Below are 24,620 nucleotides of genomic sequence, written 5' to 3' on the forward strand. Positions count from 1 at the left end.
CAATGAATTTTCGAAATCAGTAATGAGATTCTTAAATGCCTTTATAACTGTATATTACTGATAATCAAGTTTATATATAAGTGAAGTTCCGAAATACATTATATTCACTCCCTTTGGACAAGGATAGCAGTGATGCTTCTTCCACCCGTTGTATTAACTTCGACTAAATTTTACACGAAAATTATTACATATTACAACGAGAAATCATTTATAAACTTACAACTGTTTGTAAATAGGATAAACATATTGGAAAATCTATTTTACAAACTAAAAAAAAACAAAACTATGAAACAAGCAAACTTTAAACAAAAACACCGAAAAGGCATAGTATTGATACTATTCCCACTGATGGCATTATTGGCCATAAGCCCTGCGATACATGCCCAGGTAACTATCGGATCGGGTATCCCACCAAACAACGGGGCAATACTCGACGTCAAAAAAAATGATAACGCCGTTAATGCCGATGGAGGAATTAATTTCCCACGGGCGCTCATCACCAATTTCAGCCCAACCACAGCTAACGATTTCGCGGCTTCGATAGGAGCCACAGGCAGTTGGGACATGCAGAAACACATAGGCCTTGTGGTGTACAACACCGGGACTCCCACGGGCCTGCATATTTGGAACGGCACGCGATGGATAGTGGTCGGCGGCGGAGCTTCCCCGTGGAATATCTCCGGGACCTCGAACGCGGCCACGTCAAATACCGATAATATTTACCAGATGGGAGGCGTATCTGTCGGAATAAGCGGGACTGTCGATCCTACGGCGGCTTTGAATGTGGCTTCAACAAATAAAGGAGTATTGTTTCCAAGAGTAACGTTGGCAAGTTCTACCGACAACACTACGATACCCAATCCTACTACCGGCTTACTGGTATATAATACAGGAGCTAATTCTAGTTTCACCACCGTAGGCTATATGTTCTGGGACGGTTCGCAATGGAGGCTCTTTGCCAATGCTTCTTCAGAGGTCGGGGCCGCTGTTTTGAATTGCGCGGGAACGCAAATGAGCCCGGGACAGCAGATTGTGAACGCTACCCCTATCATAGCAGGTACCGTGTTACAAATACCGTACACGGGCAGCAATGGCGGCAGCTTCAACGGCGCCACGCTTTCTTCCACCGGCAACCCGGGTGTAACGGCAACCATCGCGGGCGGTATGCTGGCGGTAGGCAACGGTGTGCTTAGCTTTTCACTATCGGGCGTACCTACACTAGCCCAGCAGGCGCCAGCAGGCATTACTTTCGACCTTACACCTTTTCTCAATGCTAATACCGACATCACGGGCTGTAATGAAGTAACCGTAGGCAACCAGTTGTCAGCTTCGATAGAAGAAGTCGCCGTAATGGGCAATTTTATGCTTGTCACGGATAATACAGGGAATGACACAGGCACACAATATTATGCCTTGCAATGTAACTCCCCCGACGGTAAGTTTTCAGTAAGGGCCGGAGTACCTATCACTCAAACCTCTGTAGCATATGGGAACCAGCGTCTTAACGTACAAGTGAGAAATAATCAGAGCACCGACGTACCTGTGATATGGAACTACAATACCATCTATGGCGGCTCCATCAGTAGTGCCGGTGTTTTGACGATGCCATCTCAAAGATGGGGAGGTGACCAAGATACCGGCAACAGATGGACTAATGCCACGGGAAGCAATGCCAGCAATGGAGCATACTGGGGACAAGTAGGTATTTATGATGCCACTAATAACGGGCCTGAATACAGGCGTTATACATGGATTCCGATAGGACCAAATAAAGTATGTTATGAGATTACCGTAATGGTGGCGCTGGATACAACTACCCCGACGACAGCGGTGCCCCCGACATCGGTAAAATGCTATATTAAGTTTACCCAGGTAACAGCGCTATAGCGCCGTTGGGATGATATAGGTTGACCCATTAAAAGACCCAGCAGCCTGATTATCAAATAAAAAAAAGTATCCGGATTCGGATACTTTTTTTATTTTACTATCTAATTAAGTAGATAAGCCCTTATTCCGCTTTAGGTTCTTGATCTGCGGCAGGAGTAGCGTCTTCCACCACCGGCAAAGATTCCGAAACGGCTTCAGGAGCTTCTGCTTCCACTACTTCTTCAACTTTGGCTTTCGCTTTCTTCGAAGTTTCTTTAACAGCCGTAGCAGGAGCTACAGTTTCATCTTTTTTCTTAGAACGGCGAGTTCTACCTTTAGAAGCGGCTTTTTTCTCCTTCAGCATATTTTCATTGTAATCTACCAATTCGATAAAACACATTGAAGCATTGTCTCCTAAACGATTGCCAGTCTTGATAATGCGAGTATATCCACCCGGACGATCAGCTATCTTTTGAGATACATTCTGGAAAAGCTCTGTTACCGCAGCTTTATTTTGTAAATCCTGAAAAACCAGGCGTCTTGAATGAGTTGAATCCTCTTTTGACTTAGTGATAATCGGCTCTACAACTTTCTTCAAAGCTTTTGCTTTGGCAACTGTTGTAAAGATGCGTTTATTAGGACTAAGTATCAGCGACGCACACATGTTTGCCAACATGGCATTCCTGTGTGAGCTGGTACGCCCCAAATGATTAAATTTTTTATTATGTCTCATGTCGCTTATTAATCTTTATCTAATTTATATTTAGAAATATCCATCCCGAAAGATAAGCTCAGGCTATCCAGCAATTCATCAAGTTCGGTAAGAGATTTCTTACCAAAGTTTCTGAATTTAAGCAGATCGTTCTTATTGAACTGAACCAGCTCGCCAAGAGTTTCTACTTCTGCCGATTTCAGACAGTTAAGAGCACGAACCGAAAGATTCATATCCGATAACTTAGTCTTAAGTAGCTGACGCATATGCAGGATTTCTTCATCAAATTCCTCATTGCCATCTACTTCATTTTGTTCAAGAAGAATTTTCTCATCAGAGAACAACATAAAGTGATGAATCAGAATTTTAGCTGCTTCTTTCAAAGCATCTTTAGGATGAATAGATCCGTCGGTCGTTATTTCTATAACCAGTTTCTCATAATCCGTCTTTTGTTCTACACGATAGTTCTCTATCGAATATTTAACGTTACGGATAGGAGTATAAATAGAGTCGATAGCTATAACATTAACATCATCGGATAGACTACGATTTTCATCAGCAGGAACATATCCCCGGCCTTTGTTAATATTCAGCTCGATTTGAAAGGTTGCATTTTTATCTAAATGACAAACTTCAAGATCAGGGTTCAATACTTCAAATCCTGACAGATGCTTTCCAATATCTCCAGCTTTGAATACTTCGGTACCTGAAATAGTAATGCTGACCTTCTCGTTTTCGATCTCCTCTACGATTTGCTTAAACCGAACCTGTTTCAGGTTAAGTATTATGTTTGTAACATCTTCTATAACACCCGGCACTGTGGCAAATTCATGTTCGACACCGTCGATTTTTATAGAAGTGATAGCAAAACCTTCAAGAGATGAAAGCAGAATACGGCGCAAAGCATTACCTACGGTAATACCATACCCGGGTTCTAACGGACGAAATTCGAATTTCCCGAAGAAATCATCCGCTTCTAACATCAATACTTTATCCGGTTTTTGAAATGCTAATATAGCCATGTATTTAATTAATTTTTAGAATACAACTCAACGATCAACTGTTCTTTAATGTTTTCCGGGATATCTGCTCTTTCAGGCAGGTGAAGAAACTTACCTGTCATAGTAGCTGCGTCCCACTCGATCCAAGGGTATTTACTATGATTAAAACCTGACAATGCTTCGCCTACAACTTCCATTGATTTGGATTTTTCGCGTACACCGATCAATTGTCCGGGTTTAATTGAATATGAAGGAATGTTTACCACCGACCCGTCTACTACGATATGACGGTGAGAAACAAGCTGACGTGCAGCTGCTCTGGTAGGAGCTATTCCTAAACGAAAAACTATATTGTCCAGTCTCGATTCTAACATTTGAAGCAACACTTCACCTGTAATACCACGAGAAGACAAAGCTTTATCGAACATATTACGGAATTGTTTTTCAAGAACTCCATAAGTATATTTTGCTTTTTGTTTTTCACGCAATTGAATACCGTACTCCGACGATTTCTTTTTCCTTCCATTTCCGTGTTGTCCCGGAGGATAGTTCTTTTTAGAAAGAACTTTGTCAGGTCCGAATATTGGCTCTCCGAATTTACGGGCGATTCTTGATTTTGGTCCAGTATATCTTGCCATTTTTTTTCTAATTAATAATTGATGAAAGCTAAAATTGTGCAGCCGCGATTACAGAGAGGGTCGTTGTAATCAAATCACAATTCAAGGTTCCAATTTTAAATTTGATTAAACTCTTCTGTGTTTAGGAGGACGGCATCCATTGTGAGGAAGCGGAGTAACGTCTACGATTTCTGTTACTTCAATGCCTGCTGCATGGATAGTACGGATAGCAGACTCACGTCCGTTGCCCGGTCCTTTTACGTATACTTTAACTTTTCTCAATCCTAGGTCAAATGCTACTTTTGCACAATCCTGTGCTGCCATTTGAGCTGCGTACGGGGTATTCTTTTTAGAACTTCTAAAACCCATTTTCCCTGCCGATGACCAACTAATTACTTGGCCGTCATTGTTTGTAAGCGATATAATAATATTGTTGAAAGAAGAATGCACATGGGCTTGTCCAATTGCATCCACCTTAACATTTCTTTTTTTCGCTGCGACTGTCTTTTTTGCCATATCAGATTAATTATTTTGTAGCTTTTTTCTTGTTAGCAACAGTTTTCTTTCTACCCTTACGTGTACGGGCATTATTCTTAGTGCTTTGACCTCTCAAAGGTAATCCGATACGGTGACGGATACCTCTGTAACAACCTATATCCATCAATCGCTTGATATTAAGTTGTACTTCTGAACGCAAGTCTCCTTCTACTTTAAATTTAGTAGCGATGATTTCTCGCACTGCCCCGGCCTGGTCATCGTTCCAGTCCTTAACTTTGACATCTCTGTCAATTCCTGCTTCCGCAAGGATTTTGTTCGCAGAGCTACGTCCGATACCAAAAATGTACGTCAAGGCTATTTCGCCTCTCTTATTTTGTGGTAAATCGACCCCAACAATTCTTATTGCCATATATTTTTCAGATTAATTTGCAAAATTAATAAATTATCCCTGACGTTGTTTGTACTTAGGGTTTTTTTTGTTTATTATGTATAAGCGTCCTTTTCTTCTGACGATTTTGCAATCAGCGGTACGCTTTTTTAATGATGCTCTTACTTTCATATCTTTATTTTTTTATTTGTATCTGAATGAAATCCGTCCTTTTGTCAAATCATAAGGAGACATTTCCACACGCACCTTATCTCCCGGAAGGATTTTAATGTAATGCATCCGCATCTTTCCGGATATATGAGCTGTTATCTCATGTCCGTTTTCGAGTTCAACGCGAAACATTGCATTGGATAGTGCTTCTACTATAACTCCATCTTGTTCTATTGCTGCTTGTTTAGCCATAAAATTATTTAAGATTAAATTGCGTTATTTCCTAAAACAGCTTCCACAAATTCAAATGTCGATAAAATATCGGCTTTTCCCTGACGGATAGCTACTGTATGCTCAAAATGGGCAGAGGGTTTACGGTCACGGGTTCTCACTGTCCAACCATCGCTCTCGAAAACGACGTTCTTACTTCCCATGTTTATCATCGGCTCTATAGCAATGCACATTCCCTTTTTTAATAAAGGACCTGTACCTCGTTTACCGTAGTTAGGAACATCCGGTGATTCGTGCATCTTGCGACCGATACCATGTCCGACTAATTCGCGGACTACAGAGTATCCATGTTTTTCGCAATAGGTCTGCACTGCATCGCCTATATCTCCTATCCGATTGCCTTCCACAGCTTTTTCTATACCTAGATAAAGAGACTCCTTTGTTGTCCGCAACAGAGCTTTCACATCTTCTGTAACTTCTCCTACACAGAATGTATAGGCCGAATCGCCACAAAATCCGTTCTTTTCCGTTCCACAATCAACTGAAATGACATCTCCCTCCTTAAGCGCATAATCAGTAGGGAACCCATGTACAACCTGTTCGTTTACCGAAGCACAAATCGCACCGGGAAAATCTACAGTTCCCGGAGCTCCCTTGTATCCTAAGAATGAAGGTATAGCTCCGTGATCGTATATAAATTCTTTAGCTATTTTATCTAATTGAAACAAAGTAATTCCGGGCTTGATATGCTTTGCCACTTCACCCAGGGTCATACCCACCAGGCGATTAGCTTCACGCATCAATTCGATTTCTTCGTTTGTTTTCAGAAATATCATTTAAACCTCCTTAATATGCTGCAATTGAACCTGAACGTCCTTTGATTCGTCCTGATTTTAATAAACCGTCATAATGTCTCATCAACAAGTGACTCTCTACCTGTTGCAAAGTATCGAGTACAACCCCTACAAGGATCAACAGCGATGTACCTCCAAAGAATTGAGAGAACTCGCGGCTAATGCCAAAATAGCTGGCAAAAGCAGGCATGATAGCAACCAACGCCAGGAATAATGACCCCGGCAATGTTATATGAGACATAATAGAGTCTATATAATCGGCTGTTTTCTTACCTGGTTTAATACCTGGTATAAATCCATTATTACGTTTTAATTCATCAGCCATCTGAACCGGATTTATTGTTACAGCTGTGTAAAACCATGTGAAAGCAATGATAAGCACTGCCAACACAATATTGTATGTTACACTTGTATGATCTGTAAAAGATCCCAAAAATCCTGTTTTATCAGTAGAAAATCCCGCCAACATAACCGGAACCATCATAATTGCCTGAGCAAAGATGATAGGCATCACGTTAGCAGCATTCACTTTCAATGGAATATACTGGCGCGCACCTCCGTATTGCTTGTTACCTACAACCCTTTTGGCATACTGCACCGGTATTCTGCGAGTTCCTTGTACCAACATGATAGCTCCGCAAATAACAAGAAGCAAGAATACTATTTCGGCCAAGAACATCACTAAACCTCCGGCCTGACTACTCAAACGGGAAGTAAACTCTCCGATAAGGGCGTGTGGTAAACGGGCGATAATACCCACCAAGATGATGAACGAAACACCATTTCCTATACCTTTATCTGTAATGCGCTCTCCTAACCAAAGAACAAACATACTTCCTCCAGCCAATATAATCGCGGAAGGCACCAGGAATCCCCAGCCCGATGGAGCAGCAGGTCCAAGTGCACCAACCAAATAGGCAGGACCCTGCACTAAAAGGATAGCTACTGTCAGATAACGGGTATACTGATTCAGTTTAGTACGTCCGCTTTCTCCTTCTCTCTGCAATTTCTGGAAGTAAGGCACTGCTATGCCCAACAACTGGATAACGATAGATGCCGAGATATACGGCATGATACCTAATGCAAAGATGGATGCATTGGAAAACGCACCCCCCGAGAACATATCCAATATCCCCAATAATCCACCTGCTGTCTTCGCTTGAAGAGCATCAAGCTGAACCGGATCAACGCCCGGAAGGATAATATGGACTCCGAAGCGATAGATCACTACGAAAAAGAAGGTAGTAAGGAGTCTTTTTCTAAGATCTTCTATCTTCCATATATTTTCTAGTGTTTTTACTAATCCCATCTTACTTCAGTTTTGTTGCGGTTCCACCTATAGCTTGAATAGCTGCCTCAGCTGATTTTGAAAATGCATGTGCTTCTACATCTACCTTTGTAGTAAGAGCTCCATTTCCAAGGATTTTAACCAAGTGCTTTGAAGAAACGAATCCGGCATCCATTAATGTCTGGATATCGATCTTTTCAACGTTCTTAGTTTCAGCCAAACGCTGCAATACATCCAGATTGATAGCTTTATATTCTACACGGTTAATATTCTTAAATCCGAATTTAGGGAGACGGCGTTGTATTGGCATCTGACCTCCTTCAAATCCGATTTTCTTAGAATAACCCGATCTGGACTTAGCTCCTTTATGACCTCTTGTTGAAGTACCACCTAAACCCGAACCCGTACCACGTCCGATTCTTTTTCCGGTTTTTGTCGACCCTTCAGCCGGTCTCAAATTTGATAAACTCATATCTATATATTTTTTATCTTATAAACGAAATTAATCTACTATCGCCACCAAATGACTTACTTTGTTGATCATACCCCTGATAGACGGTGTATCTTCATGTTCTATAACACGGTTCAACTTTCTAAGTCCAAGAGCGTCTAAAGTCAGCTTTTGGGCTTTAGGACATTTGATTCTGCTTTTTACCTGTTTAATTTTAATTTTTGCCATAATAATTTTCTTTGCAAATTAACCTTTAAACACTTTCTCCATAGAAATACCTCTGTTCTGAGCCACAGTGTACGCGTCTCTCAACTCGCCTAAAGCTTCAATTGTCGCTTTTACCAAGTTGTGAGGATTTGACGAACCTTTCGATTTAGCCAATACGTCTGTAACACCAACACTCTCCAGCACGGCACGCATCGCACCTCCTGCTTTCACACCTGTACCGGGAGCAGCGGGACGAAGCATCACCTCGGAACCTCCAAAGCGAGCTACTTGCTCGTGAGGAACTGTTCCTTTCTGTACCGGAACTTTAATAAGGTTTTTCTTCGCGGCTTCAACTCCTTTAGCTATGGCTGTTGTAACCTCACCGGCTTTACCCAGTCCCCAGCCTACTATACCATCTTCGTTTCCTACAACTACGATAGCGGCAAAGCTGAATGTACGACCTCCTTTTGTTACTTTAGTAACACGGTTGATAGCAACTAATCTGTCTTTCAATTCGATATCGTTGGTCGATTTTACTCTATTGTTAACTCCTGCCATTTCTATTAAAATTTAAGTCCACCTTTACGGGCAGCATCTGCCAATTCTTTAATTCTACCGTGATATAAAAAACCATTACGATCGAATACCACAGCTGTAACACCAGCTTCCTGAGCATTTTTAGCAATCAGTTCACCAACCTTTGCAGCTATTTCTTTTTTAGGAGCTTTGTCTGTTATTTTAAGAGACGAAGCCGCTGCCAAAGTCTTACCTGTCAAATCGTCGATAACTTGCGCATAAATTTGCTTGTTGCTTCTGAATACTGTCAGACGCGGACGCTCGGCAGTTCCTGCTATCTTACCACGGACACGCAGTTTTATTTTATTTCTTCTATCTGTCTTTGTTAACATGATTTCTTACAGTTTAAGATTATTTACCTGCGGCTTTACCTGATTTGCGACGGATAACTTCGCCAACAAAGCGTATACCTTTACCTTTATAAGGCTCCGGTTTACGGAATGAACGAATTTTCGCACAAACCTGGCCTATCAGTTGTTTATCACAAGATTCCAGAATGATCTGAGGGTTTTTGTTTCTCTCCGATTTAGTTTCCAGTTTCACTTCAGTTGGTAACAGCATGTGAATACTGTGAGTAAATCCTAAAGACAACTCCAGAAGCTGGCCGTTGTTTGATGCACGGTAGCCAACCCCGACTAATTCAAGTTCTTTGCGATATCCTTCCGAAACGCCAACAACCATATTGCTAATCAACGACCTGTACAAACCATGTAAAGAGCGGTGATTTTTATCATCGGACGGACGTGCTACCGAGAGTGTTCCATCTTCAACAGAGACTTTGATATCAGGATTAACTTCTTGCGATAGTTCTCCTTTAGGTCCTTTTACTGTAATTAAATTATCCTTGCCAACAGTAACTGTTACTCCGGCCGGAATACTTATGGGTAATTTTCCTATTCTTGACATAACTTTCTATTCTCCCTCTTAATTAATAAACATAACACATTACTTCACCCCCAACTTTCAAGTCGCGAGCTTCTTTGTCTGTCATCACTCCTTTTGAGGTAGATACAACAGCTATACCCAGTCCGTTAAGGACACGGGGCAAGTCTTTATACCCAACATATTTACGAAGACCTGGAGAAGAAATGCGGATCAGTTTTTTGATCGCGTTTACTTTATTTACAGGATCGTATTTCAAGGCTATTTTGATAGCGCCTTGAGGTCCTTCATCTACAAACTTATAGTTAAGAATGTAGCCTTTTTCAAAGAGAATTTTTGTAATCTCTTTTTTCAAATTTGACGCCGGAATTTCTACAACTCTGTGGCCGGCCATGATGGCGTTTCTCACACGCGTCAAATAATCTGCTATTGGATCTGTCATGATTAAATGATTTAAATTAATCCCGCCTATCGGGACAATATTTAATATTCAAGTTATGAGTTATAAGTTAAGAGTTATAAGTTTGAGAATCAGCATCAATTCTCCATCTTTGACTTTTCACTTATAACTTTTCACTTATAACTTCTTTTTACCAGCTTGCTTTCTTAACTCCTGGTATTAAGCCCTTCGAAGCCATTTCCCTGAATTGAATACGGGAAATTCCAAATTGGCGAATGTAGCCTTTTGGACGGCCTGTAAGGCTGCAACGGTTGTGCAGGCGTACAGGTGAAGCATTCTTAGGCAGAGCTTGTAGCGCCTCGAAATCGCCATCGGCTTTCAGTTGCGCTCTTTTAGCAGCATATTTGGCTACCAGCTTAGCTCTCTTTACCTCGCGAGCTTTCATTGATTCTTTTGCCATCTTATATCAATTCTTTTTTTGCGTTCTTAAATGGTAATCCGAACTCTCTCAAAAGTGCATAGCCTTCTTCATCTGTTTTTGCAGAAGTTACAAAGGTAATATTCATTCCCAGAATACGGCTAATGTTGTCGATATTAATTTCAGGGAAGATAATTTGCTCTTCGATACCTAGTGTATAATTTCCTCTTCCGTCAAGTTTGCTTTCGATACCTTTGAAGTCGCGGATACGAGGCAATGCTACACGAACCAGTCTTTCAAGAAACTCATACATTTTGTCGTGACGTAAAGTAACCATCACTCCGATCGGCATTTTCTTACGTAACTTAAAGTTCGAAATATCTTTCTTGGAATAAGTTGCTACTGCTTTTTGTCCTGCAATCGTGGTGATCTCGTTAACAGCAGTTTCTATAATTTTTTTATCGGCAACTGCTATACCCAGACCTTGATTAATAACGATTTTTTTCAATACAGGCACCTGCATGTTTGACTTATAACCGAATTCTTTCATCAAAGAAGACACAATACGGTCTTTATATTCTGTTTTAAGGGTTGTTGTATTGCTCATTATTTAATTTCCTCCCCTGATTTTTTAGCGTAACGTACTAGCTTCCCATTCACTTCTTTGCGGCCGATACGTGTTGGTTTTCCCGATTTAGGGTCTACCACGTTCAGGTTAGAAATATGAATAGCAGCTTCTTTCTTTTCGATTCCTCCTTGAGGACTTTTAGCATTAGGCTTAGTATGTTTCGATACCATGTTGAGGCCTTCTACGATTGCGCGTTGTTTGTCAACCAGGACTTTCAACACACGACCGGTTTTACCTTTATCGACACCAGTATTCACATAAACTATATCGCCTTTTTTGATATGTAATTTACTCATTGCTTTTTAGTTTTTTGAATTAAAGTACCTCTGGTGCCAACGAAACTATTTTCATATTGGTTGCGCGAAGCTCGCGGGCAACTGGTCCGAAAATACGGCTTCCTCTGATTTCACCGGCTGCGTTCAACAAAACACATGCATTATCGTCGAAACGGATATAAGAACCATCTGCACGACGGATTTCTTTTTTGGTACGCACGATAATTGCTTTTGTAACAGCACCTTTTTTAATATCACTCGAAGGGATCACATTCTTGATAGCAACCACAATCACATCCCCGACAGACGCATAACGTCTTCTTGTTCCGCCAAGTACGCGGATACATAAGCATTCTCTAGCTCCACTGTTGTCAGTAACGACTAGTCTTGATTCTTGTTGTATCATAATTATTTAGCCCTTTCGATTATTTCGATTAATCTCCATCTTTTAGTTTTACTCAACGGACGAGTTTCCATAATGCGTACTGTATCGCCTATGTTGCACTCGTTCTTTTCGTCATGAGCATGATATTTCTTCGTTTTGTTAACGAATTTTCCATACATTGGGTGTTTTTCTTTCCATTTTACAGCAACCGTGATACTTTTATCCATCTTGTTACTGAAAACGACCCCGATTCTTTCTTTTCTTAAATTTCTCGTTTCCATCAGCTCTTTATTATTTTTTTAGTTCTCTTTGGCGAAGCTCTGTCTGAAAACGAGCGATATCGCGACGTTTTTCTTTGATCTTTGTCGGAGCATCCAATGGAGATACACTGTGGTTTAACACCATTTGGTTTAATGCTATTCTTTCAGCATCTAATCTTTCGTTCAATTCTTTGTCGGAAAGTTCTCTTACTTCTGCAATTTTCATACTTCTTAAGCGTTTTGAGTTAAGTCATAATCTCTGCGCACTACAAATTTTGTAGTCACAGGAAGCTTTTGAGCCGCGAGGCGCAATGCTTCTTTTGCCACATCATAAGATACACCTTCGATTTCGAATATGATTCTTCCTGGTGTAACTGGTGCAACGAACCCTTCCGGAGATCCCTTACCTTTACCCATACGTACTTCGGCAGGTTTCTTTGTGATAGGTTTGTCTGGGAAAATTCTAACCCAAACTTGTCCTTGACGCTGCATGTAACGAGTTACTGCAATACGAGCCGCTTCTATTTGGCGCCCTGTAATCCATTTGTTTTCCAGGGTTTTGATACCAAATGAACCGAAAGCCAGTTCATGCCCTCTTTGAGCATTACCTTTCATACGACCTTTTTGCTGTCTTCTGAATTTTGTTTTCTTCGGTTGTAACATTTTACTTCAAACGTTTTTTTAATTACTTTCTCTTATTTCTCTTGAAACCTCCTCTTCCTTGGTCGTCTCTGTTGCGACGTTCGCCACGGTCTCCTCCACCTCTGTTGTTGTTAGAGTGTCCGCCGTCTTTCGCTGCAATGAACGAAGGAGCAAGGTCTTTCTTGCCGTAAACTTCTCCACGGCAAATCCATACTTTGATACCAATCAAACCAACTTTTGTGAGGGCTTCGGCATGTGCATAGTCGATATCGGCACGGAATGTATGAAGTGGAGTACGTCCTTCTTTATACATTTCAGAACGGGCCATTTCAGCTCCATTCAAACGGCCTGATACCTGAATTTTAATACCTTCGGCTCCTATTCTCATTGTTGATGCAATAGCCATTTTAACGGCACGGCGGTATGCGATTTTTCCTTCTACCTGACGAGCCACATTGTTAGCCACGATTACTGCATCCAACTCTGGTTTTTTTATTTCGAAAATGTTGATTTGGATATCTTTATCTGTAATCTTCTTTAACTCTTCTTTCAGTTTGTCTACTTCTTGTCCTCCCTTACCGATGATAATTCCCGGACGGGCTGTACAAACTGTGATAGTTACTAATTTAAGTGTTCTTTCGATAACGATACGAGATACACTAGCTTTAGCCAGACGGGCATTCAGATATTTACGGATTTTGCTATCTTCAAGCAAGGTGTTTCCGTATTTCTTACCGCCATACCAGTTAGAATCCCATCCACGGATGATACCTAAACGATTTGCTATTGGATTTACTTTTTGTCCCATCTGCTAATTAATTTTGATTTTCTTTATTAAGTGTATCTACGTGGAGAGTTACATGATTCGAGCGTTTGCGGATTCTGTAACCTCTTCCTTGTGGAGCCGGGCGCATTCTTTTCATCATGGCGCCTCCGTCTACGTTTATCAATGACACAAATAGTTCACCACTTTCGGCTTTACGTTCATTTTTAGCTTCCCAGTTTGCGATAGCTGAACGTAATAGTTTTTCTAATTTAGCAGCAGCTTCCTTATTTGAGTATTTCAGTACGCCAAGTGCTCTGAACGCTTCCACACCACGAATCATATCTGCCACAAGGCGCATTTTTCGAGGCGAAGTCGGTACATCGTTCAACTTAGCAAAAGAAATAGTCTTTTGAGCTTCTTTTCTTGCTTCAGCTGCTATACGTTTTCTCTTACCCATTATTTTTAATGTTTTCTTTTTTAATTAATTATTGGCTGCTTCAATTATTTTTTCTTGTTACCACCATGTCCACGGAATGTACGTGTAAGCGCAAATTCTCCTAATTTGTGGCCTACCATGTTTTCTGTTACATATACGGGAATAAATTTATTTCCGTTGTGAACAGCAATAGTATGACCCACAAAGTCAGGTGATATCATTGAAGCTCTTGCCCATGTTTTAACTACAGCTTTTTTACCTGACTCATTCATAGCCAAGACTTTTTTCTCAAGCTTAACATTAATATACGGGCCTTTTTTTAACGAACGACTCATAATTTATTATTGATTAATCAGGTTATTATTTCTTTCTTCTTTCTACGATGTACTTAGAAGAGTGTTTCTTAGGAGCCCTTGTTTTAAGACCCTTAGCATACAATCCCTTACGTGAACGTGGGTGTCCACCTGAAGCGCGACCTTCACCACCACCCATCGGGTGATCTACCGGGTTCATTACAACACCCCGGTTGTGAGGACGACGACCAAGCCAACGAGAGCGTCCGGCTTTACCTGATTTTTCAAGTCCGTGATCTGTATTACCTACACTACCTACAGTAGCTTTGCAGGCTAAAAGGATCTTGCGTGTTTCGCCTGAAGGCATTTTGATGATAGCATAGTCGCCTTCGCGTGAAGTCAACTGTGCAAATGCACCTGCCGAACGAACCATTTTAGCTCCCTGACCAGGACGTAGTTCTACATTATGAATCACTGTACCGATTGGAATTTTCGCCAATGGTAAAGCATTTCCAACCTCAGGGGCAGCATCGGCTCCTGATATCACTGTCTGACCTACTACCAAACCTTGAGGAGCCAAAATGTATGTTTTTGCTCCATCTGCATAATACAACAATGCGATACGTGCCGAACGGTTCGGGTCGTATTCGATTGATTTTACAGAGGCTGGTACTCCGTCTTTTGTTCTCTTGAAATCGATAAGCCTGTAAGATCTTTTGTGACCACCGCCAAGATAACGCATTGTCATCTTACCTTGGTTGTTACGACCTCCAGACGCCTTTTTGCCGACTACAAGAGATTTTTCTGGTACACTTGCAGTGATTTCTTCGAATGTACCAATAATTTTGTGTCTCTGCCCCGGTGTTGTGGGCTTTAATTTACGTACTGCCATTTTTTATTTAGATATTACTAAAAAAGTCTATACTTTCACCGTCTTTCAGGGTGATTATCGCTTTTTTGAAAGCCGGAGTTCTTCCGCTGATAACACCTGCTTTGGTGTTACGGCTTTTACGCTTTCCGGCATAGTTCATTGTATTCACAGATACAACTGTTACACTGTAAAGCTCTTCTACTGCTTTCTTAATCTCCACTTTGTTTGCACTTGGAGCAACACGAAAACCATAACGATTAGAGAATTTCTCTGAAATCGCTGTTTGTTTTTCTGTCAATATTGGTTTAATCAAAATTCCCATAGTTTACTTCCTTATGCTTTTAAAAGGTTATCTATAATAGCTACCGAAGACTCAGCCAACACTAAACTTGTACAGTTAAGTATTGAATAAGTATTTAAATCAGAAGCCCTTACAACTTTTACTCTCTCTAAATTACGAGCCGACAAATATACATTTTTATTTTGATCCGGCAAAACCAGAAGTATCTTTTTATCAGCAACTTGCAGATTGTTGGCCAATGCTACAAAATCTTTTGTTTTTGGCGCATCGAATGAAAGATCTTCAATAACTACGATCTGGTTTTCTTTTGCTTTAGTAGAAAGCGCAGATTTACGAGCCAGTTGTTTTACTTTCTTATTCAATTTGAAGCTGTAATCTCTGGGTGTAGGACCAAATACACGTGCTCCACCAACCAATACCGGCGATTTGATATCACCACGGCGAGCGCCGCCTCCACCTTTCTGGCGGATCAACTTGCGTGTACTTCCCGACAATTCACTTCTTTCTTTAGTTTTGTGAGTACCTTGACGTTGATTCGCAAGATATTGTTTCACATCTAACCAAAGAACGTGCTCGTTAGGCTCAATTCCATAAATAGCGTCATTCAGCGCCACTTTTTTCCCGGTATCTTTACCGTTTTTATCTAATACGCTTAGTTCCATTATCTTTCTATTCTAACGATTGAACCTTTACTTCCTGGAACAGAACCTTTAATCAATAAAAGATTGTGTTCCGGAATTATTTTAATAATCACGAGGTTTTGTACAGTAACTTGTTTGTTACCTAACTGTCCGGCCATTTTTGTTCCTTTAAATACCTTTGCGGGGTATGAACAGGCTCCGATCGATCCCGGTGCACGAAGGCGGTTGTGCTGTCCTAATGTAGCTTGTCCTACTCCGGCAAAATGATGCCGTTTAACTACGCCTTGGAAACCTTTACCTTTCGACACTCCAATTACGTCTATAAAAGGATCGTCCATAGAGAACATTCCGTCTACTGTAATAACGTCTCCTAGTTTGTATTTCTCTTCGTACTTGAACTCGGCCAAGTGTCTTTGAGGTGCTACTCCGGCTTTCTTAAAATGTCCGGCTTCCGGTCTGCTGGTATGCTTGTCTTTCTTTTCGACAAAGCCCACCTGCACAGCCTCGTAGCCATCGTTTTCTACAGTTTTAACCTGAGTAACAACACAAGGACCCACTTCGATAACAGTGCATGGAATATTTTTTCCCTCGGCACTGAAAACGGATGTCATTCCGATTTTTTTTCCTAATAATCCTGGCATTTCTCTAATTATTTATTTAAGTATTTGAGTTTACAAGTTTACTGGTTTACTAGTTTTTTAATTTACCTCTCGCTTGTCTACTCTTGATTTAATTTTTTCTTGTACACTAGTAAACCAGTATACTTTTTAACTTATTATCAAACTTTGATTTCAACTTCCACACCACTTGGCAATTCAAGTTTCATAAGCGCGTCTACTGTTTTAGCTGTAGAGCTATAGATGTCGATCAACCTTTTATAGGAAGATAGTTCGAACTGCTCACGAGACTTTTTGTTTACGAAAGTTGAGCGGTTTACAGTAAAAATGCGTTTGTGAGTTGGTAATGGAATTGGACCACTTACTACAGCACCTGTTGCTTTTACTGTTTTAACGATTTTTTCGGCAGATTTATCTACCAGCGTGTAATCGTACGATTTCAGTTTAATTCTAATTTTCTGACTCATCCTTGGGTTTAGTTAGTTATTAAAAAATTGTTTATATAAAAAATATAGAAGACTGCGATTAAGAGTCATTTACTAATCGCAGTCTATATTTTATTTAATCAAATCGACACGTCCTTTAACTTCGGTCAATACCTGGCGTGCAATCGAAGGAGAAACCATCTCGTAATGAGAGAATGTCATTGCCGACGTTGCTCTACCCGATGTGATTGTTCTCAACGATGTTACGTATCCAAACATTTCCGCCAATGGCACTTTCGCTTTTACGATACGTGCACCTGAACGGCTGGATTCCATCCCTTCTACTTGTCCGCGACGCTTGTTCAAGTCGGAGATCACATCACCCATACTTTCTTCCGGAGTTACAACTTCCAGTTTCATAATAGGTTCCTGTAAAGCAGGGCCGGCTTTTTCCGAAGCGCTCTTGAACGCGAATTTGGCACAAAGCTCAAACGACAACTGGTCAGAGTCCACTGTATGATAAGAACCGTCAACAAGAACCACTTTCAGTTTATCGAGCGCATATCCTGCAAGTACACCATTCTTCATTGCAGCAAGGAAACCTTTCTGTACAGAAGGGATGAATTCTTTAGGGACATTACCACCTTTTACTTCGTCTATAAATTGAAGTTCACCTTCAAAATCGGCATCTGCTGGTCCAACCTTAACAATAATATCGGCAAATTTACCGCGACCTCCGGATTGTTTCTTATAAACCTCACGAAGTTCAACTGTTTGGGTAATGGTTTCCTTATATGATACCTGAGGGCGGCCTTGATTACATTCGACCTTGAATTCACGTTTCAAACGGTCGATAATGATTTCAAGGTGAAGCTCACCCATACCTTCTATAATAGTCTGGCCCGAATCTTCGTCAGTATGTACGCGGAACGTAGGATCCTCTTCAGACAATTTGGCAAGGCCGTTAGACAATTTGTCTATATCTTTTTGAGTGATAGGTTCGATCGCGATTCCTATAACCGGTTCCGGGAAGTCCATAGACTCAAGAACAATCGGATGATTTTCGTCACACAAAGTATCTCCGGTACGGATATCTTTGAAACCTACTCCTGCGCCTATATCACCACAACCGATAACATCTTTCGGATTCTGTTTGTTTGAGTGCATCTGGAACAAACGTGAAATACGTTCTTTTTTCTCAGAACGAGTATTATACACATAAGAACCGGCAGCCAATTCTCCGGAATAAACACGGAAGAAACATAACCGTCCGACAAATGGGTCTGTAGCGATCTTAAATGCCAAAGCACACATAGGTTCATCCTGACTCGGATGACGAACTACTGTTTCTCCTGTTCTCGGGTCTGTACCCTCGATAGCTAATGTATCGATAGGGCTAGGGAGGAATTTACATACGCCGTCCAATAATGGTTGAACTCCTTTATTTTTGAAAGAAGAACCGCAAAACATTGGATTAACCTGCATAGATAATGTACCCTTACGGATAGCTGCGACAATCTCTTCTTCTGTAATAGATGACGGATCGTCAAAGAACTTCTCCACCAATGTTTCATCACATTCAGCAGCTTTTTCCAGCATTTTTTCTCTCCATTCCTGAGCTTCGGCAAGACATTCAGCAGGTATTTCACTTAGCTCGTAGTCAGCGCCCATTGTTTCATCATGCCAGTACATCGCCTTCATTTTGATCAGGTCGACAATACCTCTGAAGTTTTCTTCTGCTCCAATTGGAATTTGAACCGGACAAGGATTACCATTCAACATTTCTTTGATTTGGCGAACCACTTCAAAGAAGTCGGCACCCGAACGGTCCATTTTGTTAACATAACACATACGTGGAACATCGTATTTGTCAGCCTGACGCCATACCGTTTCCGACTGTGGTTCCACACCACTTACGGCATCGTAAGCAGCAATAGCACCGTCGAGAATACGAAGCGAGCGTTCTACCTCTACTGTAAAGTCAACGTGTCCGGGAGTATCTATCAGGTTGATCTTAAAGACCTCATTGTTATACTTCCAGCTAGCCGTCGTAGCAGCAGATGTAATAGTGATACCCCGTTCCTGTTCTTGCGCCATCCAGTCCATTGTAGCAGCGCCATCGTGCACCTCACCAATCTTGTGAGTTAGTCCTGTATAAAACAAAATACGTTCTGAGGTAGTCGTTTTTCCGGCATCAATGTGAGCCATGATGCCTATATTTCTAGTAAGTCTTAAACTATCTATTCCCTTTGCCATTGTTTTTTAATTAACTCTCCTTATTTGGTTAAAATCTGAAATGAGCAAAAGCACGGTTGGCCTCAGCCATTTTGTGCATATCCTCTTTTCTCTTAAATGAACCACCTTGATTATTGAATGCATCTACAATTTCCGCGCCCAATTTATCGGCCATAGTCTTACCACCTCTTTTACGAGCATATAGGATAAGATTTTTCATACAAATTGATTCTTTGCGATCAGGGCGTATTTCGGTAGGAACTTGAAATGTTGCGCCACCTACCCGGCGAGACTTCACTTCGACTTGCGGAGTTACGTTATCTAATGCTGCTTTCCATACCTCGAGAGCAGACTTTTCTTCGTTTGGTAGTTTTTTCTTTACAATTTCCAGCGCTGTATAGAAAATATCGAATGCGGTCGATTTCTTACCATCGTACATTAAGTGGTTAACAAACTTTGTAACCTTTACATCACCGAAAACAGGATCCGGGAGGATCTGTCTTTTCTTTGGTTTTGCTTTTCTCATTTTTTCTTAAAAAATTTTGTTTTTGTTTTTGGTTGCCAATTTTCTGATGTCTTCAACGGTTCCGCCGAACCATTTACTCAACCCATGTATAGCCTATCCAATAAACTTAAACCGTTTTAATACTAAATTAAAAATCTCGGTTAAGGGATTAACTAATCGGAATTATTTTTTCTTCTTAGCTCCTGCAGCAGCTACAGCTCCCGGTTTAGGACGTTTTGCTCCGTATTTAGAGCGACGTTGTGTGCGACCGTTAACACCGGCAGTATCCAATGTTCCGCGAACAATGTGATAACGAACTCCCGGAAGGTCTTTTACACGACCACCTCTAACAAGTACAATAGAGTGTTCCTGCAAGTTATGTCCTTCTCCAGGAATATAAGCATTCACCTCTTTTGTGTTTGTTAAACGTACACGCGCCACCTTACGCATTGCTGAATTAGGTTTTTTAGGAGTAGTAGTATACACACGGATACAAACGCCTCTACGTTGAGGACATGCATCTAGCGCACGGGACTTACTCTTTTCAACCAAAACAGTCCGTCCTTTTCTTACTAATTGTTGAATTGTAGGCATCTTGTTTTAATCTTTAGAACTTTAAATTCATTTTTTATTATACAATTTTTACTTATGCAAACAACACACTAAATAGAAGCTATCCCAATGACAATCAATATTTTGTCATCAAAATAAGCCTCTCCCCGTGCGTTATTCGGGTTGCAAATGTAGACATAATCAATAAGATACACAAATATTTAGATATTTTTTTTCCTACAAACCCAAGTGTAGTGAGCAGATACAGAGTGCTCTTCGGTAATTATTTCGAAAAAATAACTTTAATCATTATTTTTTTTACTGACATACGCCATACCTTTGTAAATTATGCGGCACGAATTATTCTCTCAACATAAATATAAATTTTTCAGTCTGGGCAGTGGCAGCAGCGGCAATTGCTACTATCTGGGCTCAAACGAGGGTAGCATTCTCATCGATGCCGGTATCGGGATTCGTAATATAAGCAAAGCATTACGCGAATATGGCGTATCGTTCCACAAGATAAAAGGAGTGCTCATCACACACGACCATGCCGATCATATAAAAACAGTAGGCTGCCTGGGAGACAAACACAATATCCCCATATATGCGACCGAAGCTGTACATGAAGGCATTGCGCGCAACAAGGCTGTACAAGCTGAATTATACCAATCGAAAAGAATTGTAGAAAAAGAGGAACCCTTTTTTATAAACGATTTTAAAATTACAGCCTTTGACGTACCTCACGATAGTGTAGAAAACGTGGGCTATCACATAGAATTTGACAATCAGACATTCGTCTTGATAACCGACATCGGACGCATTACCGACAAAATAAAGGAATATGCTTCTAAGGCAAATCATCTGGTAATAGAAGCGAACTACGATGAATTTATGCTCCAAACAGGAAAATACCCATATATGCTCAAGCAGCGGATATGCAGCGGTATGGGGCATTTAAGCAATCGTCATACAGCAGAGTTTTTAACCAGCATATACAACAAGGAACTCCAAAACATATGGCTTTGCCATCTCAGCCAGGACAACAATCATCCGGAGATAGCCCTTAAGACAGTCGAACAAGCATTATTGTCGGAAGGTATTCAAGTCGGGTTAAATGTAAAACTGGAAATTTTAAGCAGATATAAAGTGTCAGGATTAAGAGAATTCTGAATCACTTCGCCGCTCTCGCCTTGAAACGCTCTATAGTGGACAATACATTATTCACATACTTGACAGTTTCTCCACCCCTGAAGTATCCACTTTTACAAACAGGGTCGTTGTAGTATTCAGGGTTGCTTTTCATCTCCAGATATTTTTCCACATTTTCCTCCCAGATATAAGGGTTGGCTCCATACTTTAAAGCCAGGGCCTGAGCGTCATTAATATGACCGTTCCCTGCATTATAAGCTGCCAGAATAAATTTCATCCGCTCACTATTGCTTTCTATTTTCCGGAAAATATTATCTAATCTGTCTAACAATTCCACCGCGGCGCCAATACTCAAATCGGGATTCATCCTATCTTCGCTGGTTAGTCCCAAAGACTTTGCGGTCCGGGGCATTAAACCCATAATACCGGCAGCGCCGGCCCAAGAAACCAGATTGTTCAGGAAACGCGATTCGTGATAACAGATAGCAGCCAGGAAGTACCAATCGTACCGAGTTCCTTTCGCATGTTTTTTAAAAAGATCATCGTAAACCGACACTGCTCCCTTAGGCAAATTCTTAGGAACTTCGTAGTCTCCATCAAATGGCTGCTTACTCAACTCAAAATACTTTTTAATTATACTCTGATATACCGGTGTATTCCCATTCTCTTTAAACCAATCATCCAGCGCTTTAGCCAATAAGGGTGAATCTTTACGGACAGCCCATGAAGACCTTTGATCGAAACTTATTTGTAAAGATATATCGATATTCCTGTAATATGTCCTGTTCAGTTTAGCGATATATTCGTCACAGACTGTATATTTAATTTTACCGAGAGAAACCATTTCTATCAGATCTTCGCTGGTTATGGTATCCTCGTTCATTTTGCGAATTTGTATCCCACCACCCAATTCTGAGTCCAAATTAACTAAACGTTGATCATATTTGGTATTTACCTCCACATAGACCTCTTTTCCGATGAGTCCCGTCACATCCTTAACTATTGTATCTCCTTTATTGGCCTGTTGCACCAATACCTGATGAGATATTTGTTCCAGACCGCAATATGTTACAGAATCTTTCAGTTCGTTCTGGATAGGTAAGGCATAAGCAATAAGATCTCCCTCGCCGTTATTCAGCATTTCCACTAATTTCTTTACACTCTCGGCTGTTTTCACTTTTATGGTAAGGCCATAATGATCGCAAAAATCCTGAGCCAGATCGTAGTCATATCCCATCGGTTCTTCCTTGTAGATAAAATAAGAAGTAGAACTGTTGAGGGTGATAATGGTCAATTCCTTCTTTTCTTTTATTTGGTCAAAATCCACAATAATCCTTTCCTGCTTCTTTTTACATGAGAAAAGAAAACAGAGACATAAAAGAAAACAGATGTGTTTATTCATAGTTGGAAGAGGTTTATTGTTCTAAAACTTCCCTATTCCTGAAAGTTGTTCTAACTTTTTATTATAGCCGGCAATTAAGCTTTCTACAACTTCAGCCGCAGTAGGAATATCTTCTATAAAAGAACTAATTTGCCCTATTTCGAGTTCTCCACTCACGAGATCCCCTTCAAATATTCCTTTCTTTGAGCGCCCACGCCCAAGTATTTCACGCATTTCTTCAGGAGTAGCCCCCCGATCCTCAGCAGCTTGAACCAGATTATAAAAATCATTTTTCACCAAACGAGTCGGACTCAACTTTTTTAGTGACAGTATTGTATCTCCTTCTTTCAAACCGATGCATAGCTCTTTGAATTCCTGAGAAGCAGAACTCTCCTGCGTTAAGGCGAACCGGGTACCTACCTGAACACCCTCTGCCCCCAAAGCAAAAGCGGCCAGCATTCCATCACCGGTAGCAATTCCCCCTGCGGCAATCAACGGAATAGTTATACTTTGCCTTACCTGAGGTATAAGAACCATAGTCGAGGTTTCCTCACGCCCATTGTGTCCTCCGGCCTCAAACCCTTCGGCGACAACAGCATCAACCCCGGCTTCCTGGCACTTCAACGCAAATTTGGAACTAGAGACTACATGAGCTACAATGATACCCTGTTCTTGCAATTTTTTCGTCCACAACTTCGGATTACCTGCCGATGTAAAAACTATTTTAACTCCTTCCGAAACAATAATATCCATAATAGTATCTACTTCGGGATACATCAACGGGACATTGACCCCGAAAGGTTTGTTTGTTGCTATTTTACATTTTTGGATATGTTCACGCAAAGTTTCCGGATGCATGGATCCCGCACCGATAAGCCCAAGCCCGCCTGCATTACTGATAGCCGAAGCCAAACGCCAACCGCTGCACCAAACCATACCTCCTGATATAACAGGATATTTTATTCCAAATAAAGATGAGATTCTATTCATTATGTCAATCAGTAAAAGTAGTCAAGTAGTTATCAGTTGCTAATGAGTGAAACGGGTGATAACTCCTTTGACTACTGATTCGCATTCATTATAATATTTCTTTTTTGCAAATTTAAACTTTTTTATTGGATTATAATACAGTTATCAGTAGTCAGTAGTTAGTAGTTAGTAGTCAGTCAACAGTCAACAACTTGTACCTCGTATCTCGTCTACTCGTAACTTTTTAACTAAAAAGTAACAAACTTCTACAGTTATTTTTTAGCCGTTAGCCGATAGCTTTTAGCCGTTAGCCCCTTGCTCGCGCGGCTACCCTCTTTGTCATCCTGACCGCAGGGAAGGATCCCGATCCCCGGGAGACAGAAGATGCTTTCTGTCGTCAGCATGACAAACCGGAATTTAACTAAAAAGTAACAAACCTCTACAGTCAACAGTCATCAACTCGTACCTCGTATCTCGTCGACTCGTAACTTTTTAACTAAAAAGTAACAAACTTCTACAGTTATTTTTTAGCCGTTAGCCGATAGCTTTTAGCCGTTAGCCCCTTGCTCGCGCGGCTACCCTCTTTGTCATCCTGACCGCAAGGAAGGATCCCGATCCCCGAGAGACAGGAGATGCTTCCTGTCGTCAACATGACAAACCGGAATTTAACTAAAAAGTAACAAACCTCTACAGTCAACAGTCATCAACTCGTACCTCGTATCTCGTCGACTCGTAACTTTTTAACTA

The 24,620-nt window shown here is 40.9% G+C and carries 37 protein-coding genes; 2 read left to right on the plus strand and 35 right to left on the minus strand.

The genetic code is table 11. The features are described 5' to 3' along the window. Positions 1 to 285 precede the first annotated feature (285 nt). Positions 286 to 1,887: a hypothetical protein gene (locus ACYPZI_RS10030; protein WP_459601152.1), complete on the plus strand. Its 1,602-nt coding sequence runs from the start codon at positions 286 to 288 to the stop codon at positions 1,885 to 1,887. A gap of 121 nt (positions 1,888 to 2,008) precedes the next feature. Here ACYPZI_RS10030 and rplQ read toward each other — a convergent pair whose 3' ends face one another. From rplQ to rpsL, 33 genes are all read right to left on the minus strand, one after another. Further along, positions 2,009 to 2,599 (minus strand): 50S ribosomal protein L17, encoded by a 591-nt coding sequence (gene rplQ, locus ACYPZI_RS10035; protein ID WP_459601154.1) that lies wholly within the window; start codon positions 2,597 to 2,599, stop codon positions 2,009 to 2,011. 8 nt (positions 2,600 to 2,607) lie between these two features. Further along, positions 2,608 to 3,600, minus strand: coding sequence for a DNA-directed RNA polymerase subunit alpha (locus tag ACYPZI_RS10040; RefSeq protein WP_459601156.1), 993 nt, complete (start codon positions 3,598 to 3,600; stop codon positions 2,608 to 2,610). 8 nt (positions 3,601 to 3,608) lie between these two features. After that, a complete protein-coding gene (rpsD, locus tag ACYPZI_RS10045) occupies positions 3,609 to 4,217 on the minus strand; it encodes a 30S ribosomal protein S4 (protein ID WP_459601158.1) in 609 nt (202 codons plus the stop codon). A gap of 105 nt (positions 4,218 to 4,322) precedes the next feature. Continuing rightward, positions 4,323 to 4,712, minus strand: coding sequence for a 30S ribosomal protein S11 (gene rpsK / locus ACYPZI_RS10050; RefSeq protein WP_006841809.1), 390 nt, complete (start codon positions 4,710 to 4,712; stop codon positions 4,323 to 4,325). Positions 4,713 to 4,722: 10 nt separating this feature from the next. Continuing rightward, positions 4,723 to 5,103, minus strand: coding sequence for a 30S ribosomal protein S13 (gene rpsM / locus ACYPZI_RS10055; protein ID WP_459601161.1), 381 nt, complete (start codon positions 5,101 to 5,103; stop codon positions 4,723 to 4,725). A 33-nt stretch (positions 5,104 to 5,136) separates the two neighbouring features. Continuing rightward, positions 5,137 to 5,253 carry a type B 50S ribosomal protein L36 gene (ykgO, locus tag ACYPZI_RS10060; RefSeq protein WP_243348069.1) on the minus strand — a complete coding sequence of 39 codons (117 nt, stop codon included), beginning with the start codon at positions 5,251 to 5,253 and terminating at the stop codon, positions 5,137 to 5,139. Between the two features lie 12 nt (positions 5,254 to 5,265). After that, positions 5,266 to 5,484 carry a translation initiation factor IF-1 gene (infA, locus tag ACYPZI_RS10065; protein WP_026626991.1) on the minus strand — a complete coding sequence of 73 codons (219 nt, stop codon included), beginning with the start codon at positions 5,482 to 5,484 and terminating at the stop codon, positions 5,266 to 5,268. A 14-nt stretch (positions 5,485 to 5,498) separates the two neighbouring features. Then, positions 5,499 to 6,299 carry a type I methionyl aminopeptidase gene (map, locus tag ACYPZI_RS10070; RefSeq protein WP_459601164.1) on the minus strand — a complete coding sequence of 267 codons (801 nt, stop codon included), beginning with the start codon at positions 6,297 to 6,299 and terminating at the stop codon, positions 5,499 to 5,501. 10 nt (positions 6,300 to 6,309) lie between these two features. Beyond that, positions 6,310 to 7,626 (minus strand): preprotein translocase subunit SecY, encoded by a 1,317-nt coding sequence (secY, locus tag ACYPZI_RS10075; protein ID WP_459601166.1) that lies wholly within the window; start codon positions 7,624 to 7,626, stop codon positions 6,310 to 6,312. Position 7,627: 1 nt separating this feature from the next. Continuing rightward, positions 7,628 to 8,077, minus strand: coding sequence for a 50S ribosomal protein L15 (rplO, locus tag ACYPZI_RS10080; RefSeq protein WP_459601168.1), 450 nt, complete (start codon positions 8,075 to 8,077; stop codon positions 7,628 to 7,630). 30 nt (positions 8,078 to 8,107) lie between these two features. Next, the gene (rpmD, locus tag ACYPZI_RS10085; protein ID WP_459601170.1) at positions 8,108 to 8,284 is read right to left on the minus strand and encodes a 50S ribosomal protein L30; all 177 of its coding nucleotides are present in this window, start codon (positions 8,282 to 8,284) and stop codon (positions 8,108 to 8,110) included. Positions 8,285 to 8,302: 18 nt separating this feature from the next. After that, positions 8,303 to 8,821, minus strand: coding sequence for a 30S ribosomal protein S5 (gene rpsE, locus ACYPZI_RS10090; RefSeq protein WP_459601172.1), 519 nt, complete (start codon positions 8,819 to 8,821; stop codon positions 8,303 to 8,305). 5 nt (positions 8,822 to 8,826) lie between these two features. Further along, positions 8,827 to 9,171, minus strand: coding sequence for a 50S ribosomal protein L18 (gene rplR / locus ACYPZI_RS10095; protein WP_459601174.1), 345 nt, complete (start codon positions 9,169 to 9,171; stop codon positions 8,827 to 8,829). Between the two features lie 19 nt (positions 9,172 to 9,190). Next, the gene (rplF, locus tag ACYPZI_RS10100) at positions 9,191 to 9,745 is read right to left on the minus strand and encodes a 50S ribosomal protein L6 (RefSeq protein WP_459601176.1); all 555 of its coding nucleotides are present in this window, start codon (positions 9,743 to 9,745) and stop codon (positions 9,191 to 9,193) included. A 22-nt stretch (positions 9,746 to 9,767) separates the two neighbouring features. Continuing rightward, a complete protein-coding gene (rpsH, locus tag ACYPZI_RS10105; protein ID WP_459601178.1) occupies positions 9,768 to 10,163 on the minus strand; it encodes a 30S ribosomal protein S8 in 396 nt (131 codons plus the stop codon). 148 nt (positions 10,164 to 10,311) lie between these two features. Then, on the minus strand, positions 10,312 to 10,581 hold the full coding sequence (gene rpsN, locus ACYPZI_RS10110) for a 30S ribosomal protein S14 (RefSeq protein WP_459601180.1): 270 nt from the start codon (positions 10,579 to 10,581) through the stop codon (positions 10,312 to 10,314). 1 nt (position 10,582) lies between these two features. Beyond that, positions 10,583 to 11,146: a 50S ribosomal protein L5 gene (gene rplE, locus ACYPZI_RS10115; RefSeq protein ID WP_459601182.1), complete on the minus strand. Its 564-nt coding sequence runs from the start codon at positions 11,144 to 11,146 to the stop codon at positions 10,583 to 10,585. After that, a complete protein-coding gene (gene rplX / locus ACYPZI_RS10120; RefSeq protein WP_459601184.1) occupies positions 11,146 to 11,463 on the minus strand; it encodes a 50S ribosomal protein L24 in 318 nt (105 codons plus the stop codon). Before rplX ends, rplE begins: the two co-directional genes overlap by 1 nt. A gap of 19 nt (positions 11,464 to 11,482) precedes the next feature. Next, positions 11,483 to 11,848 carry a 50S ribosomal protein L14 gene (gene rplN, locus ACYPZI_RS10125; protein WP_459601186.1) on the minus strand — a complete coding sequence of 122 codons (366 nt, stop codon included), beginning with the start codon at positions 11,846 to 11,848 and terminating at the stop codon, positions 11,483 to 11,485. A gap of 2 nt (positions 11,849 to 11,850) precedes the next feature. After that, complete coding sequence (gene rpsQ, locus ACYPZI_RS10130; protein WP_459601188.1) at positions 11,851 to 12,108, minus strand: 30S ribosomal protein S17; 258 nt, start codon at positions 12,106 to 12,108, stop codon at positions 11,851 to 11,853. Between the two features lie 10 nt (positions 12,109 to 12,118). Further along, positions 12,119 to 12,313: a 50S ribosomal protein L29 gene (gene rpmC, locus ACYPZI_RS10135; protein WP_459601190.1), complete on the minus strand. Its 195-nt coding sequence runs from the start codon at positions 12,311 to 12,313 to the stop codon at positions 12,119 to 12,121. Between the two features lie 5 nt (positions 12,314 to 12,318). Further along, positions 12,319 to 12,750 carry a 50S ribosomal protein L16 gene (rplP, locus tag ACYPZI_RS10140; protein WP_183307328.1) on the minus strand — a complete coding sequence of 144 codons (432 nt, stop codon included), beginning with the start codon at positions 12,748 to 12,750 and terminating at the stop codon, positions 12,319 to 12,321. A 22-nt stretch (positions 12,751 to 12,772) separates the two neighbouring features. Further along, complete coding sequence (gene rpsC / locus ACYPZI_RS10145) at positions 12,773 to 13,537, minus strand: 30S ribosomal protein S3 (RefSeq protein ID WP_459601193.1); 765 nt, start codon at positions 13,535 to 13,537, stop codon at positions 12,773 to 12,775. Positions 13,538 to 13,544: 7 nt separating this feature from the next. Further along, positions 13,545 to 13,952 (minus strand): 50S ribosomal protein L22, encoded by a 408-nt coding sequence (gene rplV / locus ACYPZI_RS10150; protein ID WP_459601195.1) that lies wholly within the window; start codon positions 13,950 to 13,952, stop codon positions 13,545 to 13,547. Positions 13,953 to 13,996: 44 nt separating this feature from the next. Further along, positions 13,997 to 14,266 carry a 30S ribosomal protein S19 gene (gene rpsS, locus ACYPZI_RS10155; RefSeq protein WP_050702002.1) on the minus strand — a complete coding sequence of 90 codons (270 nt, stop codon included), beginning with the start codon at positions 14,264 to 14,266 and terminating at the stop codon, positions 13,997 to 13,999. A 25-nt stretch (positions 14,267 to 14,291) separates the two neighbouring features. Then, positions 14,292 to 15,116, minus strand: a complete 825-nt coding sequence (rplB, locus tag ACYPZI_RS10160; RefSeq protein ID WP_459601197.1) for a 50S ribosomal protein L2 — start codon at positions 15,114 to 15,116, stop codon at positions 14,292 to 14,294. Positions 15,117 to 15,123: 7 nt separating this feature from the next. Continuing rightward, positions 15,124 to 15,417 (minus strand): 50S ribosomal protein L23, encoded by a 294-nt coding sequence (gene rplW / locus ACYPZI_RS10165; protein ID WP_459601199.1) that lies wholly within the window; start codon positions 15,415 to 15,417, stop codon positions 15,124 to 15,126. A gap of 11 nt (positions 15,418 to 15,428) precedes the next feature. After that, entirely contained in the window at positions 15,429 to 16,058 is a 630-nt protein-coding gene (gene rplD / locus ACYPZI_RS10170; RefSeq protein WP_459601201.1) for a 50S ribosomal protein L4, read from the minus strand. Beyond that, a complete protein-coding gene (gene rplC / locus ACYPZI_RS10175) occupies positions 16,058 to 16,678 on the minus strand; it encodes a 50S ribosomal protein L3 (protein WP_459601203.1) in 621 nt (206 codons plus the stop codon). Before rplC ends, rplD begins: the two co-directional genes overlap by 1 nt. Before the next feature lie 137 nt (positions 16,679 to 16,815). Continuing rightward, on the minus strand, positions 16,816 to 17,121 hold the full coding sequence (gene rpsJ / locus ACYPZI_RS10180; protein ID WP_006841785.1) for a 30S ribosomal protein S10: 306 nt from the start codon (positions 17,119 to 17,121) through the stop codon (positions 16,816 to 16,818). Positions 17,122 to 17,211: 90 nt separating this feature from the next. Continuing rightward, entirely contained in the window at positions 17,212 to 19,335 is a 2,124-nt protein-coding gene (gene fusA / locus ACYPZI_RS10185) for an elongation factor G (RefSeq protein WP_459601205.1), read from the minus strand. A gap of 28 nt (positions 19,336 to 19,363) precedes the next feature. Next, positions 19,364 to 19,840 carry a 30S ribosomal protein S7 gene (gene rpsG / locus ACYPZI_RS10190; protein ID WP_459601207.1) on the minus strand — a complete coding sequence of 159 codons (477 nt, stop codon included), beginning with the start codon at positions 19,838 to 19,840 and terminating at the stop codon, positions 19,364 to 19,366. A gap of 162 nt (positions 19,841 to 20,002) precedes the next feature. Beyond that, a complete protein-coding gene (gene rpsL, locus ACYPZI_RS10195) occupies positions 20,003 to 20,413 on the minus strand; it encodes a 30S ribosomal protein S12 (RefSeq protein ID WP_459601209.1) in 411 nt (136 codons plus the stop codon). A 306-nt stretch (positions 20,414 to 20,719) separates the two neighbouring features. Here rpsL and ACYPZI_RS10200 point away from each other — a divergent pair, with 306 nt between their 5' ends. Continuing rightward, positions 20,720 to 21,544 carry an MBL fold metallo-hydrolase gene (locus ACYPZI_RS10200; RefSeq protein WP_459601211.1) on the plus strand — a complete coding sequence of 275 codons (825 nt, stop codon included), beginning with the start codon at positions 20,720 to 20,722 and terminating at the stop codon, positions 21,542 to 21,544. A 1-nt stretch (position 21,545) separates the two neighbouring features. Here ACYPZI_RS10200 and ACYPZI_RS10205 read toward each other — a convergent pair whose 3' ends face one another. Both ACYPZI_RS10205 and ACYPZI_RS10210 read right to left on the minus strand, forming a co-directional pair. After that, the gene (locus ACYPZI_RS10205; RefSeq protein WP_459601213.1) at positions 21,546 to 22,925 is read right to left on the minus strand and encodes an MltF family protein; all 1,380 of its coding nucleotides are present in this window, start codon (positions 22,923 to 22,925) and stop codon (positions 21,546 to 21,548) included. A 21-nt stretch (positions 22,926 to 22,946) separates the two neighbouring features. Continuing rightward, a complete protein-coding gene (locus ACYPZI_RS10210; RefSeq protein WP_459601215.1) occupies positions 22,947 to 23,894 on the minus strand; it encodes an NAD(P)H-dependent flavin oxidoreductase in 948 nt (315 codons plus the stop codon). Positions 23,895 to 24,620: the final 726 nt, after the last annotated feature.

The sequence above is a fragment of the Dysgonomonas reticulitermitis genome, assembly GCF_054601275.1.

What these genes read in the sequence shown, in the direction of transcription:
- secY (WP_459601166.1), bottom strand. Translation starts at nt 7,626, where the DNA reads ATGGGATTAGTAAAAACACTAGAAAATATATGGAAGATAGAAGATCTT.
- rpsG (WP_459601207.1), bottom strand. Translation starts at nt 19,840, where the DNA reads ATGAGAAAAGCAAAACCAAAGAAAAGACAGATCCTCCCGGATCCTGTT.
- infA (WP_026626991.1), bottom strand. Translation starts at nt 5,484, where the DNA reads ATGGCTAAACAAGCAGCAATAGAACAAGATGGAGTTATAGTAGAAGCA.
- rplC (WP_459601203.1), bottom strand. Translation starts at nt 16,678, where the DNA reads ATGCCAGGATTATTAGGAAAAAAAATCGGAATGACATCCGTTTTCAGT.
- ACYPZI_RS10200 (WP_459601211.1), top strand. Translation starts at nt 20,720, where the DNA reads ATGCGGCACGAATTATTCTCTCAACATAAATATAAATTTTTCAGTCTG.
- rpsC (WP_459601193.1), bottom strand. Translation starts at nt 13,537, where the DNA reads ATGGGACAAAAAGTAAATCCAATAGCAAATCGTTTAGGTATCATCCGT.
- rplN (WP_459601186.1), bottom strand. Translation starts at nt 11,848, where the DNA reads ATGATACAACAAGAATCAAGACTAGTCGTTACTGACAACAGTGGAGCT.
- fusA (WP_459601205.1), bottom strand. Translation starts at nt 19,335, where the DNA reads ATGGCAAAGGGAATAGATAGTTTAAGACTTACTAGAAATATAGGCATC.
- rplO (WP_459601168.1), bottom strand. Translation starts at nt 8,077, where the DNA reads ATGAGTTTATCAAATTTGAGACCGGCTGAAGGGTCGACAAAAACCGGA.
- ACYPZI_RS10210 (WP_459601215.1), bottom strand. Translation starts at nt 23,894, where the DNA reads ATGAATAGAATCTCATCTTTATTTGGAATAAAATATCCTGTTATATCA.
- rplV (WP_459601195.1), bottom strand. Translation starts at nt 13,952, where the DNA reads ATGGGTAAGAGAAAACGTATAGCAGCTGAAGCAAGAAAAGAAGCTCAA.
- rplQ (WP_459601154.1), bottom strand. Translation starts at nt 2,599, where the DNA reads ATGAGACATAATAAAAAATTTAATCATTTGGGGCGTACCAGCTCACAC.
- ACYPZI_RS10030 (WP_459601152.1), top strand. Translation starts at nt 286, where the DNA reads ATGAAACAAGCAAACTTTAAACAAAAACACCGAAAAGGCATAGTATTG.
- rpsM (WP_459601161.1), bottom strand. Translation starts at nt 5,103, where the DNA reads ATGGCAATAAGAATTGTTGGGGTCGATTTACCACAAAATAAGAGAGGC.
- rpsS (WP_050702002.1), bottom strand. Translation starts at nt 14,266, where the DNA reads ATGAGTCGTTCGTTAAAAAAAGGCCCGTATATTAATGTTAAGCTTGAG.
- rpsQ (WP_459601188.1), bottom strand. Translation starts at nt 12,108, where the DNA reads ATGGAAACGAGAAATTTAAGAAAAGAAAGAATCGGGGTCGTTTTCAGT.
- rplX (WP_459601184.1), bottom strand. Translation starts at nt 11,463, where the DNA reads ATGAGTAAATTACATATCAAAAAAGGCGATATAGTTTATGTGAATACT.
- rpsK (WP_006841809.1), bottom strand. Translation starts at nt 4,712, where the DNA reads ATGGCAAAAAAGACAGTCGCAGCGAAAAAAAGAAATGTTAAGGTGGAT.
- rpsH (WP_459601178.1), bottom strand. Translation starts at nt 10,163, where the DNA reads ATGACAGATCCAATAGCAGATTATTTGACGCGTGTGAGAAACGCCATC.
- ACYPZI_RS10040 (WP_459601156.1), bottom strand. Translation starts at nt 3,600, where the DNA reads ATGGCTATATTAGCATTTCAAAAACCGGATAAAGTATTGATGTTAGAA.
- rpsE (WP_459601172.1), bottom strand. Translation starts at nt 8,821, where the DNA reads ATGGCAGGAGTTAACAATAGAGTAAAATCGACCAACGATATCGAATTG.
- rplB (WP_459601197.1), bottom strand. Translation starts at nt 15,116, where the DNA reads ATGGCAGTACGTAAATTAAAGCCCACAACACCGGGGCAGAGACACAAA.
- rpsL (WP_459601209.1), bottom strand. Translation starts at nt 20,413, where the DNA reads ATGCCTACAATTCAACAATTAGTAAGAAAAGGACGGACTGTTTTGGTT.
- rplF (WP_459601176.1), bottom strand. Translation starts at nt 9,745, where the DNA reads ATGTCAAGAATAGGAAAATTACCCATAAGTATTCCGGCCGGAGTAACA.
- rpmD (WP_459601170.1), bottom strand. Translation starts at nt 8,284, where the DNA reads ATGGCAAAAATTAAAATTAAACAGGTAAAAAGCAGAATCAAATGTCCT.
- rpmC (WP_459601190.1), bottom strand. Translation starts at nt 12,313, where the DNA reads ATGAAAATTGCAGAAGTAAGAGAACTTTCCGACAAAGAATTGAACGAA.
- rplD (WP_459601201.1), bottom strand. Translation starts at nt 16,058, where the DNA reads ATGGAACTAAGCGTATTAGATAAAAACGGTAAAGATACCGGGAAAAAA.
- rpsN (WP_459601180.1), bottom strand. Translation starts at nt 10,581, where the DNA reads ATGGCAAAAGAATCAATGAAAGCTCGCGAGGTAAAGAGAGCTAAGCTG.
- rplW (WP_459601199.1), bottom strand. Translation starts at nt 15,417, where the DNA reads ATGGGAATTTTGATTAAACCAATATTGACAGAAAAACAAACAGCGATT.
- map (WP_459601164.1), bottom strand. Translation starts at nt 6,299, where the DNA reads ATGATATTTCTGAAAACAAACGAAGAAATCGAATTGATGCGTGAAGCT.
- rplP (WP_183307328.1), bottom strand. Translation starts at nt 12,750, where the DNA reads ATGTTACAACCGAAGAAAACAAAATTCAGAAGACAGCAAAAAGGTCGT.
- ACYPZI_RS10205 (WP_459601213.1), bottom strand. Translation starts at nt 22,925, where the DNA reads ATGAATAAACACATCTGTTTTCTTTTATGTCTCTGTTTTCTTTTCTCA.
- rplR (WP_459601174.1), bottom strand. Translation starts at nt 9,171, where the DNA reads ATGTTAACAAAGACAGATAGAAGAAATAAAATAAAACTGCGTGTCCGT.
- ykgO (WP_243348069.1), bottom strand. Translation starts at nt 5,253, where the DNA reads ATGAAAGTAAGAGCATCATTAAAAAAGCGTACCGCTGATTGCAAAATC.
- rplE (WP_459601182.1), bottom strand. Translation starts at nt 11,146, where the DNA reads ATGAGCAATACAACAACCCTTAAAACAGAATATAAAGACCGTATTGTG.
- rpsD (WP_459601158.1), bottom strand. Translation starts at nt 4,217, where the DNA reads ATGGCAAGATATACTGGACCAAAATCAAGAATCGCCCGTAAATTCGGA.
- rpsJ (WP_006841785.1), bottom strand. Translation starts at nt 17,121, where the DNA reads ATGAGTCAGAAAATTAGAATTAAACTGAAATCGTACGATTACACGCTG.